The sequence below is a fragment of the Rothia sp. HMSC064F07 genome (assembly GCF_001837265.1).
GTDB classification, from domain to species: Bacteria; Actinomycetota; Actinomycetes; order Actinomycetales; family Micrococcaceae; genus Rothia; species Rothia mucilaginosa.
The window spans coordinates 80,127-93,807 of record NZ_KV831921.1 but is presented as its reverse complement, the minus strand read 5'-3'; the positions used below and the strand labels follow the sequence as shown (position 1 = coordinate 93,807).

The 13,681-nt window shown below is 58.6% G+C and carries 12 protein-coding genes; 2 read left to right on the top strand and 10 right to left on the bottom strand.

Annotation, left to right across the window (positions count from 1 at the left end; genetic code table 11):
• Positions 1-85 precede the first annotated feature (85 nt).
• Positions 86-1,930 carry an ABC-F family ATP-binding cassette domain-containing protein gene (locus tag HMPREF2712_RS01090; protein ID WP_070819037.1) on the top strand — a complete coding sequence of 615 codons (1,845 nt, stop codon included), beginning with the start codon at positions 86-88 and terminating at the stop codon, positions 1,928-1,930.
• An 86-nt stretch (positions 1,931-2,016) separates the two neighbouring features.
• Here the strand turns inward: HMPREF2712_RS01090 and HMPREF2712_RS01085 are convergent, their stop codons facing one another.
• From HMPREF2712_RS01085 to rsmI, 7 genes are all read right to left on the bottom strand, one after another.
• The gene (locus HMPREF2712_RS01085; RefSeq protein WP_070819036.1) at positions 2,017-3,204 is read right to left on the bottom strand and encodes a glycosyltransferase; all 1,188 of its coding nucleotides are present in this window, start codon (positions 3,202-3,204) and stop codon (positions 2,017-2,019) included.
• Positions 3,205-3,281: 77 nt separating this feature from the next.
• On the bottom strand, positions 3,282-4,298 hold the full coding sequence (locus HMPREF2712_RS01080) for a GHMP family kinase ATP-binding protein (protein ID WP_070819035.1): 1,017 nt from the start codon (positions 4,296-4,298) through the stop codon (positions 3,282-3,284).
• Between the two features lie 68 nt (positions 4,299-4,366).
• Positions 4,367-5,239 carry a 16S rRNA (adenine(1518)-N(6)/adenine(1519)-N(6))-dimethyltransferase RsmA gene (rsmA, locus tag HMPREF2712_RS01075; protein WP_049332986.1) on the bottom strand — a complete coding sequence of 291 codons (873 nt, stop codon included), beginning with the start codon at positions 5,237-5,239 and terminating at the stop codon, positions 4,367-4,369.
• Positions 5,240-5,284: 45 nt separating this feature from the next.
• Entirely contained in the window at positions 5,285-6,106 is an 822-nt protein-coding gene (locus HMPREF2712_RS01070) for a glycosyltransferase family 25 protein (protein ID WP_070819034.1), read from the bottom strand.
• 389 nt (positions 6,107-6,495) lie between these two features.
• Positions 6,496-7,317, bottom strand: a complete 822-nt coding sequence (locus tag HMPREF2712_RS01065) for a glycosyltransferase family 25 protein (protein WP_070819033.1) — start codon at positions 7,315-7,317, stop codon at positions 6,496-6,498.
• 216 nt (positions 7,318-7,533) lie between these two features.
• The gene (locus tag HMPREF2712_RS01060) at positions 7,534-8,607 is read right to left on the bottom strand and encodes a TatD family hydrolase (RefSeq protein WP_070819032.1); all 1,074 of its coding nucleotides are present in this window, start codon (positions 8,605-8,607) and stop codon (positions 7,534-7,536) included.
• Positions 8,608-8,657: 50 nt separating this feature from the next.
• Positions 8,658-9,581, bottom strand: a complete 924-nt coding sequence (gene rsmI / locus HMPREF2712_RS01055; RefSeq protein WP_005508925.1) for a 16S rRNA (cytidine(1402)-2'-O)-methyltransferase — start codon at positions 9,579-9,581, stop codon at positions 8,658-8,660.
• Between the two features lie 184 nt (positions 9,582-9,765).
• Here rsmI and HMPREF2712_RS01050 point away from each other — a divergent pair, with 184 nt between their 5' ends.
• Complete coding sequence (locus tag HMPREF2712_RS01050) at positions 9,766-11,412, top strand: dolichyl-phosphate-mannose--protein mannosyltransferase (RefSeq protein ID WP_005508926.1); 1,647 nt, start codon at positions 9,766-9,768, stop codon at positions 11,410-11,412.
• 120 nt (positions 11,413-11,532) lie between these two features.
• Here the strand turns inward: HMPREF2712_RS01050 and HMPREF2712_RS01045 are convergent, their stop codons facing one another.
• From HMPREF2712_RS01045 to HMPREF2712_RS01035, 3 genes are all read right to left on the bottom strand, one after another.
• Entirely contained in the window at positions 11,533-12,867 is a 1,335-nt protein-coding gene (locus HMPREF2712_RS01045; protein WP_070819031.1) for a TIGR01906 family membrane protein, read from the bottom strand.
• A 147-nt stretch (positions 12,868-13,014) separates the two neighbouring features.
• Positions 13,015-13,242, bottom strand: coding sequence for a DUF3499 family protein (locus tag HMPREF2712_RS01040; RefSeq protein ID WP_070614652.1), 228 nt, complete (start codon positions 13,240-13,242; stop codon positions 13,015-13,017).
• 20 nt (positions 13,243-13,262) lie between these two features.
• Positions 13,263-13,679, bottom strand: a complete 417-nt coding sequence (locus HMPREF2712_RS01035; RefSeq protein WP_070819030.1) for a WhiB family transcriptional regulator — start codon at positions 13,677-13,679, stop codon at positions 13,263-13,265.
• Positions 13,680-13,681 lie beyond the last annotated feature (2 nt).

The window sequence follows — 13,681 nt, the reverse complement described above, 5'->3', positions numbered from 1 at the left end:
AGCTTTTCTCAGCACCGCCAAGTACCCCCTCATCAAAGCTTGGAGCGCTACTTGAACTGAAGGCTCACCCTGTACCCTAGAAGGCGTGGCACATCTACTTGGCGGCGAATCGCTGCACCTCGAATTCCCTACCCGAACCATCTTTGAGGGCATCACGGTCGGTCTGAACGAAGGCGACCGCATCGGCATTGTCGGTCGCAACGGCGACGGCAAGTCCACCCTCATGAAGATCCTTGCCGGCCGGCTCGAACCGGACTCCGGCCGCGTCACCGTGCGCGGCGGCACCCGCATCGGCTACCTTGACCAGTCCGATGTTCTTGACGACGACCACACGGTTGGCTACGCGATTGTGGGCGACACCCCCGAGTACGAGTGGGCCTCGCAACCCCGTATCCGCGACGTCATCTCGGGCCTGGTTTCCGATCTGCCCTGGGATGCCCCCGTCTCTTCGCTCTCCGGTGGGCAGCGCCGACGCGTAGCGCTCGCCTCCCTGCTCGCGCAGGAGTGGGACGTGCTGATGCTCGACGAGCCCACCAACCACCTGGACGTTGAAGCCATCACCTGGCTCGCTAACCACCTGAAGTCCCGCTGGTCCAAGAATGCTGGCGGACTCATGGTCGTCACCCACGACCGCTGGTTCCTCGACGAAATCTGTACCGACACCTGGGAAGTGCACGACCGCATCGTCGAGCCCTTCGAGGGCGGCTACGCGGCGTACATCCTGCAGCGTGTGGAGCGTGACCGTCAGGCAGCCGCAGCGGAGGCAAAGCGTCAGAACCTGATGCGCAAGGAGCTCGCTTGGCTGCGCCGCGGTGCGCCCGCGCGTACCTCCAAGCCGAAGTTCCGCATTGATGCCGCCAACGCCCTCATTGCGGACGTCCCGCCGGTGCGTGACACCGTGGAGCTGAAGAAGATGGCAGTCTCCCGCCTCGGCAAGGACGTGGTCGACCTCGAAAATGTTTCCGTCGTCTACGACGACCCCTCGATGCCCGGCGGCAAGCGTCCCGTGCTGAAGAAGGTCACCTGGCGTATTGCCCCCGGCGAGCGCACCGGAATCCTGGGCGTGAACGGCGCGGGTAAGTCCACTCTGCTCTCTCTGGTGACCGGTGATCTTAAGCCGACCGAGGGCCGCGTCAAGCACGGTAAGACTGTGAAGATTGCGACCCTGACCCAGCAGCTCGATGAGCTCAACGAGGTTGCTAACGACCGCGTCTCGGATGTGATTGGCCGCAAGAAGCGTAGCTACATTGCCGATGGTAAGGAGCTGTCCCCCTCGCAGATGCTGGAGCGTCTGGGCTTTACGAGCGCGCAGCTGTCTACCCCGGTCAAGGACCTTTCGGGTGGTCAGAAGCGTCGCCTGCAACTCATGCTGATTCTGCTGGATGAACCGAACGTGCTGATTCTCGACGAGCCGTCCAACGACCTGGACACCGACATGCTCGCAGCCATGGAGGATCTACTGGACACCTGGCCCGGCACCCTGCTGGTGGTCAGCCACGACCGTTACCTTATGGAGCGCGTAACAGATCAGCAGTACGCGGTGATTGATGGCTCGTTCCGTCACCTACCCGGTGGTGTGGACGAATACCTGGCGCTCTCTGCTGCCGGTGCTGGCGGCTCGGCGGCAGGCTCCGCACAGGCGCGTTCCACCGCTCCGACGCAGAAGGCTTCGGCACAGGAGGCGGAGGCGCCCGCCAGGCCGAAGGTTTCCGGTGCCGAGCAACGTGCAGCACAGAAGGAATCCGGCGCGATTGAGCGCCGTCTCGCCAAGCTCGCTACAGAGCAGGAGAAGCTCTCCGAGCAGATGAGCGCGCACAATGCCTCGGACTACGCCGGTTTGGCGGCGCTCGGCGAGCAGCAGCAGGCACTTCAGGATGAGATTGACGAGCTAGAAATGCGCTGGCTCGAACTCTCCGAATTGCTGGGCTAAGGTCTACTGATATAAGGAATGCCGGTTCTAGATTGAATCTAGAACCGGCATTTGCGCATATATTTAGTTCTCCGTTACAGCGGCTACTAACGGTGGATAGATTCGAAAAGCTTTTCCCAATGCCGAACAACATATTCGGGCGAGAAAGTGCGAGACTTTTCACGACACAACGCAGACTTTTGACCCCGCAACTGAGCATCGCTCATCGCCAGACGCATTTGCTCTTGCAGAGCTTCAACGCTGGGCTCCTCCGCAAGATACCCCATTTCAGGCACCATCTCTTGAAGCGCGCTGGAAGAAGGATAGGAGACCAGAGGAGTACCCACCTGCATAGCTTCCAAGAAAGACATGGGAAGACCTTCGAAATCCGATGCCATAACAGCTAGAGAACTCTCAGCAAAATGCTCAATAACTTCCTCTGCATTGAGCACGCCCCCCAGTTCAACACGCTGAGCGGTTTCTGGATCAAGCTGAGCTAGGTACTTCTCAACGGCGAGGATTTCCTCTTCCAAGCCGTTACCGTTAATACGCAATACCCATTCAGGGAAATCAGCAGCACACGCAGCAAAACTTTCGAGGATACGATTCAGGCCTTTTTCAGGTCCATATCGTCCTACAAATTGGATAATGGGCTTCTTCTCAATTTCACGTACCTTCTCACAAGCTTCTGTTGAGAGAGGTTCCACCGGGTTAGGAACAGCGTCCACAGAGCGGTTCAGCCACTGAGCAAAGAGCTTAGCGTCTCCCTCAGATAACGTTACAAACGAGTCATAAGACGTAGCAACCTTGCGGAGAGTCTTTTCCTCGTCCAGACGATAGGCGCTGTTATATCCACTGTGAAACTCGTGGATATACCCAATTCCCTTTTTCTGATCGGCTTGAGCGTACTTCGCCATGTAATCTGCTGTCTTCGCCATAGACGTCAAAACAACAGTATCTTTACCGAAGGACCGCAGGTAACGGCGGGTCCGGAAAGTGTTATAGCAGTCCCACAGGACCGTAAAACCCTTCTTAACCGCCAATACAGCTCCCAAAGGACCGGGATTGTTGTACACCAGTCGGTTATGGGTTGTCTTATTCACCAAAGGACCCGAATTAACCACAAAATCCGGCTCAAGAGCGTCCGGATGACCGGCGGTATTGTCGAAGAGCGCCATATAACTTACGTTGTACCCAGCTTCTTCAAAAGCACGGCCCAGAAGCTTATTCACGGTACTAATACCACCCAGAATGCTATAACGGTCCTGGGCGATAACAATATTTTTAACCTTCATAAGATTCTCCCTTTCCGCCAGAGAATAATAGAAGTCAGTGAGTGATAAATCGTTATCTAGTGTGACAGATATACGAGCTACGCACTAGTAACTTCGGCAGCTACGGCGTGGTGGCCCTCAACACGAAGAGAGGTAGCGAGAGCCTCTGCTCGTGCTTGAGAAGAGGCCAGTAGCAGCACGGTCGGACCGGAGCCAGACACCAGAGATGCGTGCGCTGCCCCGTCATTGCGCAGGGCCAGGGTTTCAGCCAGCTGCGGGGCGCACGAAAGCGCCGGAGCCTGCAGGTCGTTACGTAGCAGCGGCGCCAAGGAGGCGAGCGCCGCCTCCGAACCGTCATAAGAATTCAGGGTTTCCAGAAGCTCTACGGGTTCCATCAGCTCGCCGGAGGCGGGATACTCACCGGCGGCACGGCCCGCGTCCAGCTGCTTGAACACGCTGGGGGTTGAGAGGCCAAACTGTGCGGCAACAATCACCAGGTGCAGGGGCTCCCGAGGCGCAGCAACGTTCTGAAGCTCGGTGCCTGTCCCCTGTCCCAGGGCGAGGGTCTGGCCCAGCGCGGCACGCACGCTAAAGGGAATATCTGCGCCCAGCTGCGCGGCAAGACGTTCATATTCCGTCTGGGTCAGTTGCGCGCCGGTGCGGCCGGTTGCGTGCAGGTAGCGGTCCGTGGCGATGAGAGCCGCCGCCGCATCCGCTGAGCCGCCCGCCATGCCGCCAGCCACGGGCACAGCCTTCGCAATATGCAGGTGCAGTGCCGGCGCGGATTCAACGCCGTGCCCAGAAATACCGTGTTCGGCAAGAATCAGCTCGGCGGCACGGTATACGAGGTTCCGCTCGTCCATCGGCACGTCGACGGGATCGAACTGGCCAGCCTGCATCTGCTGATCTACCAGGGAGCCGGGCACAATATCCATGCTCAAGCTCAGCCCCGATGCCTGCCCCTCAGAGACCGTGATGGTCTCCATCAAAGAGACCGCCGCAAAAAGCGTAATCAACGGGTGGTAGCCGTCCGGACGAACATCCCCCACGGCAAGGTACAGATTGACCTTACCGGGAGCATCAACCGAAATAGCGACCTGGGAGGCGGTACTCATCAGCACATACACCTTTCGCGCGGGAACTCGCGTGAGAACGTCAGTGAAAAATTTAGAGCGGGAAGAAGCTACTCCGCTACAGGCTCAGCCGGGACAGTCAGCGAAGCCTCCGCAATGCGGATAAAACCGTGAATATCCAGCTTCTCGCCGCGCTCCGTCGGAGCGATACCGGCAGCCACCAAAATCTGCTCCGCACGCGCACCCGAGCCCGCCCAGGAGCTCAACGCAGCGCGCAGAGTCTTACGGCGCTGAGCGAAGGCCGCGTCCACAATCGTGAACACCAGGTCACGGTCAACGGTCGAGAGAGGCTCCTCGCGCATACGGAAACCCACCAGGCCCGAGTTAATCTTCGGTGCAGGCCAGAACACGTTCTTGCCAATCACGCCCGCCTTATAAACCTCGGCATACCAATTAGCCTTCACCGAGGGCACACCGTAGATCTTCGAACCCGGGGTGGCCGAAAGACGGTCGGCAACCTCGTCCTGAACCATCACCAGGGCGTGACGGATACTCGGGAACTGCGCAAACAGGTGCAGAAGCACCGGAACCGCCACGTTATAGGGCAGGTTCGCCACCAGAGCATCCGGAGTGCGAGGCAGCTCGGTGACCTTCAGGGCGTCCATGAGCACCACGTCAATATCGCCTGCCTTCTCGGGGCGGAACTTCTCAATCGTGTGCGGAAGCTGCTGCGCCAGCGGCGGGTCAATCTCAACCGCCACCATATCCTTCGCAGCATCCAGGATCCCGAGGGTCAACGAACCCAGGCCCGGGCCGACCTCCAGCACCGTCTCCTCCGGTGAAATCTCTGCCGCGTTGACAATACGACGAATCGTATTGGGGTCAATCACAAAGTTCTGCCCAAGAGTCTTCGTCGGACGAATACCGAGCATCTCGGCAAGCTCGCGAATCTCAGCAGGGCCGAGCAGGGGCAGATCGTTCACAGCGTTCCTTCACATAGGTGGATGGTGGGGAGGTTACAGTTTAGATTACCGCGAGAAACGCTGCTTTACCTCATCAAGAGTGGCTTCCAGAGCGTTCTTAGCGTTCGTAATACGCTTCTTCGGAGCCAACGCAATACGCACTCGATCCAGAGGACCAGTACCGTGCTGGAGGCTATTCACCTTATCCAGATGACGCTTACCGGACTCTAAGATGACGCTACTACCCTCCCAGCCACACAGGCCCGGCTGCACAAAACGCACATCCACACCCCACTGCTGGTACAGCTTGTAATCATCAGCCACAGTACCCGGCACCTTATCCTCAAACTGCTTAAGCAACAGCTCAGCACCCGAACGGGAAATCAAATACAAGCCGGTGCAAATCAGAGGCCAGCCACCGTAGGGCTTGCCCATACGGTACTTACCGTGCACAAAAGGAGACAGCAGAGACAGGCGGATGTATTCCACCTGCGGGTTCAGCTTGCCGGCATCATTCGCAAAAGAATCGCTAAGGTTCACCAGCTGCACCTGCGGGTACTTCGTGATGATTGCGTTCACCACCGCCTCAGCATCCGGAGAAAGAAGGATGTCGTCTTCGGCAATCAGCGCCCAATCAGCATCCGACGCAACAAAGTCACGCCACATATTCACATGGCTGAGCATGCAACCCTTCTCCGCGGGGCTAGGGTCACGATGCCAACGGCTACGGAAAAACTCAACGTCAAATTCTTCATCAGCGACGTGATTATCGCGGTTATCCACCGCAGAATAACGGATAAAGCCCTGCGCCGGCGCACCCACAGAATAGAACGAATCGAAACGGTTCGCGCCGTCCAGACCCAGAACATACTTCAGAATCTTTGCCATATTTTTTCCTTTCAATAGCTCATCCAGAAAACCTAAGCAATAGAAGATTGCGTCGGTTAATGGCGAGCTTTCAGAACATCAGGCCACCTGCACAACAGATGGGTTCGTCAATCTTAAAAATCGGTGCATTAATGGCATGAAGTCTGAATATTGAGCGTGTGATAAATACGCACACTACTGTGCAATGTAGAAAGAATTCTATCATTCACCAGGCGCTAATCTCAGGTGTCCGGAGGTTAAAACGCGGTACGGCACGCGTCGTACCGATGCACAGTAAAAACAATCCTCTCCCTACCATATACACACACAATAGAGAGGGGATAAACGACAGGGCAGAAGACCCACATATACATTTTTATGCGATAGTAGTACCCCAATCCATCTCTGGATTATCGTCCTAGACGCTGCTTCACATCATCGAGAGTGGCATCCAGGATGTTCTTCGCGTTCGCAATACGCTTCTTCGGCGCCAAGGCGATGCGCAACCGGTCGATAAAACCGGTGCCATGCTGCGTGCTCTTGAGACTTTCCAAGTGACGAACGCCAGAAGTTTGAATGAGGCTGGTGCCCTCCCAACCGCACAGGCCGGGCTGCACCAAATATACGTCCACTCCCCATTCTCGGTAGAGAGAATAATCGTCAGCGACAACGCCGGGAACCGTCTCGCCATAACATTCTACGAGTCGTTCAGCCCCAGAACGCGAAAGAAGATACAAGGCAGCACCGTACAGAGGCTTTGAGCCATAGGCACGACCCATACGGTACTTGCCGTACACAAAAGGAGCAAGCAACGAAAGACGGGGATAATCAACCTGCGGGTTGAGCTTGCCAGCTTCAGAAGCGTAGATATCGCCCAGGTTAACCATCTGCACGTGAGGATACTTTTCGATAATCCTCTCCACTACAGGCTGCAGGTCAGGGGAAATGAGGACATCATCCTCTGCCAGCAAAGCCCAGTCGGCATCTGAAGCGAGGAAGTCCTTCCACATGTGGTAGTGGCTCAAAGCACAACCCTTTTCGGCAGGCCTCGGCTCTTTACCGTAACGAGTCAAGAACAACTTGCTATCGAATTGTGCATCAGTGACGTGATCGTCGCGATTATCTACCGCAGAATAAGGCACGAAATCCTTCGCGGGTATGCCAACCGAATAGAACGATTCAAAACGATTCGCGCCATCCAGTCCCAGAACATACTTCAGAATCTTTGCCATAGTATCCTCCTAAAACACCAGCCATGGGGTGCTATACATAAACTCTTGTCGGGATGTTCGCAGCACCAATTATTGAGGCACTATACGCACCTAAATACTGCAAACCAAATCATGGCATAGCTGTTTGAGTGAGTTATTTGTAGTCGCTACAGTCTAGCACGCAGACACGCACCGCGAAGCCGCCCAGAGTAGCTATCCGCTACAGGCTGTACGCGCCTACCACTGGCCATACACGCGCTCCGAATTTTCGCGGATGAGGCGACATAGTGCTTCCAGCTCCTCACCGCGATGAGCCGCCATAAAACGCACTGTGTAATTTGTCATATAAGACGCATTCGGGCGGCCACGGAACGGATGCGGGGCCAAGAACGGCGCATCCGTCTCAGCCAGAATCAACTCGGGACGAGCCATCGCCAGCGATTCCTGAATACCCTTCGAGTTCTTGAAGGTAACCGTACCCGAAAAGCTCATGTACCAGCCGCGCTCGTTACAGATTGTGGCCAGCTCGGGCCCACCCGAGTAGCAGTGGAACACGGTACGTTCCGGCGCACCCTCTTCATCCAGGATTCGCACAACGTCCTCGTGCGCGTCACGGTCGTGAATCTGCAGCGCCAGGTTATGCTTCTTTGCCAGACGGATGTGCTCGCGGAAGCTGTAGTGCTGTGCTTCCTTACCCTCATCTCCGGTGCGGAAGTAGTCCAGGCCGGTCTCACCGATGGCGCGCACGCGGTCGGCGGTGGCAAGCTCGTCGAGGGTGGCGATCGCCGCCTCCAACTGTCCGGCTGCAGCCAGCTCGGGGGCGGTGTTCGGGTGAATGGCGACGGCGGCCAGCACACGCTCGTCAGCCTGGGCGGCGGCCACGGCGTAGAGGGAGGAGGGGATATCGCATCCGACCTGCACGATGGCGCCGATGCCGAGCTTCTCACCGGCATCGAGCGCATCGCGGGCACTGATTTCTACCTCGCCGTCGAGCAGGTCCATGTGGGTGTGGTTATCCACAATCGGGTACGGTAGCGGCTCGGGGGCGGGCGGGAAGACCAGGTTGCGGCTGCGACCGTTCTCGCCGGTGGTGGAGCGACGGCGGGTTCCCTCTCCGCCTTCGGCGTCGCTGATGCCGGTGTAGAGTTCCGCCTTATAGGGTGCGGGTACTTCACCGGGCACCGGCTCCCAGCCGTTAGGCAGGGCGGTTGCCTGGAGTGCCGCGGGGGTGGGCAGGGTGTAGTTCGCCAGGGCGGCGAGGGAGTTCAGGTACTCCTGGGTGATTTCAGGACCGGGGTGGCTCTGACACATTGATAAATCCTCGGGATAAAACTGCGGGGTAAAACTGCGGGTGTTTTGGGTTATTCGGAGCGGGCAGCCAGGGCTGCCTCGTACAGGTCACGCTTGGAGGTGCCGGTCTCGGCAGCGACCGCGGCGCAGGCGCTCTTGAGGCGCTCGCCGCCCGCTACACGGTCGAGAACCAGCTGCACGACGTCCTGCGCTTCGGGAGTTTCGGGGGCCTGCGCGCCCTCAACAATAATGACGATTTCGCCTCGGACGCGTTCAGACTCAGCCCATTCGGCAAGCTCAGCCAGGGTACCGCGTCGAACCTCTTCGTGAAGCTTAGTTAGCTCACGGCTGACCGTTCCGCGGCGGTCAGCGCCGAAGATCTGCACGAAGTCTGCCAGGGTTGCGGCGGTGCGGTGCGGGGATTCGTAGAAAATCATGGTGCGCTCCTCTCCCGCCAGCGAGGCGAGGCGGCGCGAACGCTCGGAGCCCTTGCGGGCGAGGAAACCCTCAAAGGTAAATCGTCCGGTGGGCAGACCCGAGAGCGCGAGCGCGGTCAGTGCAGCGGAGGGGCCGGGCACCACGGTGACGGGCAGGTCGGCTTCCGCGACGGCTGCGGCGGCAACGTAGCCGGGGTCGGAGATGGTGGGCATGCCCGCATCCGAGAGCAACAGCACGCGCTGACCTTCCTGCACCGCCTGCACGATGGTTGCGCTACGTTCAGCTTCGTTGTGGTCGTGGTTGACGATGACGCGGCCGCGGGTGCGCACGCCAAGCCCGGAGGCGAGGGTTCGTAGCTTGCGGGTGTCTTCAACGGCGATGAGGTCTGCGGTGGCGAGGGCTGAGCGCAGTCGGTCGGAGGCGTCAGCGAGGTTGCCGATGGGGGTGCCGCCGAGGATGAGTACGCCGTCTTCTTCGGAGGTGACAGCGGTATCGGGCGCCTCGACCGTTTCTGCGGGGTCGACGATCTCTTCGGTGTATTCTGCGGGTGCGGTCATGGCAGGCCTCGTGTCTGTGTCTGGTCTTCGTGTACCCACTAAGTGTAACGCCCGCGCTCTGTCCGGCGCCGGGTGATCTTGCCGGGCGGGGCGCTGCCTCAGGCGCAGGTTCAGGGTGCTTCATATAAGCCGTTCACGGGCTGAAATGGTGCATCGTGCGTTCTGACCCTTTAGGATTGATGGGGTGAAGATACCTAAGCTACTTTCTCCCGCATCTGCCGCTCCGGTTGGTCCGGCCGATTTGACCCGTTCTTCGTCTGAACGCGGTCGTTACGGCCTCGATTCTCTGCTGGATGCGCTCGCTGTTGCCTATATTCGTGCCCCGCGTTGGGGTTGGTTGGTGCCTGCATTGATTGTGCTGGTTGCCGGTATTCTGCGTTTTTATAATTTGGCGCATCCGAATGCCATTGTTTTTGATGAGACGTACTACGCCAAGGACGCCTACTCGTATGTGCATTATGGCTATGAGTTGAGCTGGTCGAAGGACGCTAATGCTTCCTTTGCTGCCGGTCACCCGTCGGGTCTGTTGACGGATTCGCCGGAATATGTGGTGCATCCACCGTTGGGTAAGTGGATGATTGCCGCGGGCATGGCGATTTTTGGTGATAATAATCCCTTTGGTTGGCGTGTTTCTGCTGCGGTGATTGGCACCCTGTCGGTGGCGTTGATTGCCTATGTTGGCTGGTTGCTGTTCCGTTCGATGACGGTGGCGACTATTGCGGCGTTGCTGGCTGCTGTGGATGGTCTGATGCTGGTGGAGTCTCGTTTGGCTCTGCTGGATATTTTCCAGATGTTCTGGATTCTCGCGACTTTTGTGTGTCTGGTGCTTGACCGTATTCAGGCGCGGCGCGTGTTGGCGCGCAATATTGCGGAGGCGGCACGCCAGAATAGCGGTGTGCTTCCGCCGATGCCGTGGGGCCCGAGCATGGGTCTGCGCCTGTGGCGTTTCGCTGCCGGTGTGTGTGCCGGTGCCGCGGTGGGTGTGAAGTGGAATTCGCTGTTCTTCGTTGCGGCGATGGGTCTGCTGACGGTGTTCTGGGATATTAATGCTCGCCGTATTGTGGGCCTGGACAAGTGGGGTTTGACGGCGCTGGTGCGTGACGGCATCCCCGCGTTCTTCCAGATGATTGGTGTGGGTCTGCTGGTGTATTTGAGCACCTGGGCAGGCTGGTTCCAGTCGTCGAATGCGTATTTCCGCCGTTGGGCTGTTGAGAACCCGGGCAAGGGTGTCATGTGGCTTCCTGAGGATCTGCGTTCCCTGTGGGAGTACCATGTGTCGGCGTTTAAGTTCCATTCTGGTTTGAGTAGCCCGCATACGTATGCTTCGCAGGCGTGGCAGTGGCTGGTTTTGGGTCGCCCGACCTCGTACTACTATGAGTCGCCGAAGCTGGGTTCTTCGGGTTGTACCGTGAAGTCCTGTTCCGAGGCTATTTTGAATATCGGTAACCCGGCGATTTGGTGGGCGTTTATTCCGGCGATTATTGTGGCGCTTCTGGTCCTGCTGTTGAAGCGTGATTGGCGTTTTGGTGCGCTGCTGGTTGTGTTCGGTGCGGGCTATTTCCCGTGGTTTATGTACCCGACCCGCACGATGTTCTACTTCTACGCGCTGTCCTTTGAGCCGTTCCTGATCCTGCTGTTGGCGGGTGTTTTGGGTCTGGCGCTGTCGGGTGCTCGCGGTTCGGTGTTGCGTGCCCGTTTGGGCGTGACGCTGGTGGCGATTTACCTGGTGGGTGTGCTCATGTTGAGTGCGTACTTTATGCCGCTGTGGACTGCTCAGGTGATTCCGTATGAGCAGTGGTATTCGCACATGTGGTTTAAGTCCTGGATTTAGGGCTCGAGCGATACGAGCTTGGGTATAGCGAAGGGGGCTGGGTTCTACCGTGTGGTAGAGCCCAGCCCCCTTTGTTGCACCCTTTCCGCGCTGGTTTGCACGGTGAAGTGGCTGATGATTTTAGTTGTCGCCGACTCGTGCGGAGGCGAGCTTGACGCGCAGTTCCTGGCGTTCCTGGCGGCGGCGTTCTGCCTTGAGCTTGCGGTATTTGGTGGGCCAGGTGGTCACGAGCAGGAGCGTAATCTGCGCTGCTACGAGGACCGCTACGGCGATTGCCGCGTCAATCCAGAATTGCGGCGGGTAGAGGCGAATCAGGGAGCTTCGTACGGAGAATTCCCAGTTGCCCTGCGGGAAGAACACCTGGTGGAAGGTAGTGAACAGCCATTCCCAACCGAAGACGCCCACGACACCGAGCACCGCAATGAGTCCCAGGGTAATCCATGCGCCGGCAAAGAGGCTACGGCGGATGGTGCCGGGGGCGCGCTCGCGCAGGGAGATGCTGCTAAAGAGCGTCAGCAGGAAGAGTGCGGCAACGGCTACGGTGGCGATGAGCAGTACCCATTTCACGTCGTGCATGTGGTTCACTTCTGCTTCTGTGAAGGCGAGGGTGTTGTCGGCACCGGTGGTGACTCGGGCGAGGTATTCGCGCGGCGCGAAGTTGTTGATGTAGTCCACGCCGTAGGAGCCCAGGCGCATCCTCTCGACGAGGTAGTAGCCGTAGCTGTCTTCGGGGAATCCGGGGCGGTGGTATTCGAGCCAGAGGAAGGGCGCGGAGGCTACAGCGCGGATTGCGATCATGAGTACGGTCAGCGGTACGGTGAGCGCGATGAGGGTTGCGCGGAGCTTGAGGAAGCGCGGGGTGTCTTCCACGGCGTCTTCGCGGGCTGCGGCGCGTTCTGCAGCTTCGGGCGAGGCAGCCAGGGAAGATAGCGGTGCGTTGGGGTCCGCGACCGCGTGGGTGTGACCGGTGCGGGTGGTTTCGGTGCGGTACTTGCGTCCGGCGGTGGAGGCGCTTGCCGCCTCCGCGGTAGCGACGGTTTCTGCTTCAGCCGCATTTTCGGCTTCTGCTGCTGCAGCTGCTTCTGCTTCGGCTGCCCTCTGCATGGTTTCGCGGTTGAGGTCGCTGAGCGTCGGGTTTTTGGGGGTGCTCTGCGAATCGCGCACGAGGGGCACGAAGCCGGTGGAGACGTTGGTGCGGGTGCGTACGCGGGTGCCGACGCCCTGTTCGCGGAGTTTGCTACGTGCGGGGACAACGGGTACGGAACCGGTAGGCAGGTCGGGTTCTTCGGCGACGGTGGGTACGTCTGCTACGATGCGTCCGAAGGCTCCGGTGTGCGGTGCCGGTTCGCTGGTCACGGTCTCTGCTCGGCGAGCTTTGAGGAGTTCTTCGGCGCTATTTCGACGGATGGCCGGGCGCAGTGCGCCCCACATTCCTCGGTGTGTTTCTTTGCTCATGGATCTCGCGTTCTTTTCGAGTGAATGGTGTTTGAGTGAGTTGCGGGTGTCTGTACTATCTGCCAGTTTCTCATACGCAAAGAACCTTCCGCATGAATTCACGGAAGGTTCTTTGCATTCGGGTGTTTAAATTCTTGGGTTCGAATTCTAGGATTCGGTGGTGTCCGAACCCTGGACGGGTACCTTGTAGACCACTCGCCAACCCTGCGGTGCCGTCAGCCGTGCAGCGTGATCATCGCAGAGGTCGTAGGCGTGGGGCTCACGAAATTCAGAGAGAGCGCCAATGATGGCCGTGGAGTCTGCGTAGGAGTACTGGAGAGTAACAGTCGCCTCTCGCTGGCAGGTCTGGCGGGAGCACAGTCGTGCGGTCTGCATGTGGGTGGTACCTTCCTGGCTTAGTTCGCCTGCTTACGCAGTCGGCGGCGTTCACGTTCTGACAGGCCGCCCCAGATTCCGAAGCGCTCGTCATTGTCCATTGCATATTGTAGACATTCTTCGCGCACGGGGCATACACCGCATACCCTTTTGGCGTCCCGGGTGGAGCCACCCTTCTCGGGGAAGAAGGCTTCGGGATCGGTCTGGGCGCAGAGTGCTTCAGCTTGCCAGGCGAGTTCTCCGTCTTCGCCTTCGGTTCCGTAGAGTCCTGCCGCTGCGGTCCATACGTCGGTGCAGGCAGGCATGTTTCGTTCAGCGTCTGAGAGAAAGGCGTCGGCGGCTTTTTCGAGAGATTGAGTGGGATTCATGCTACGGTGCTGAGCGCCTGATGCGCGCGCGGCCGCGATGGAGCGGTCCGATGCAATGTAGGAGCCCATGG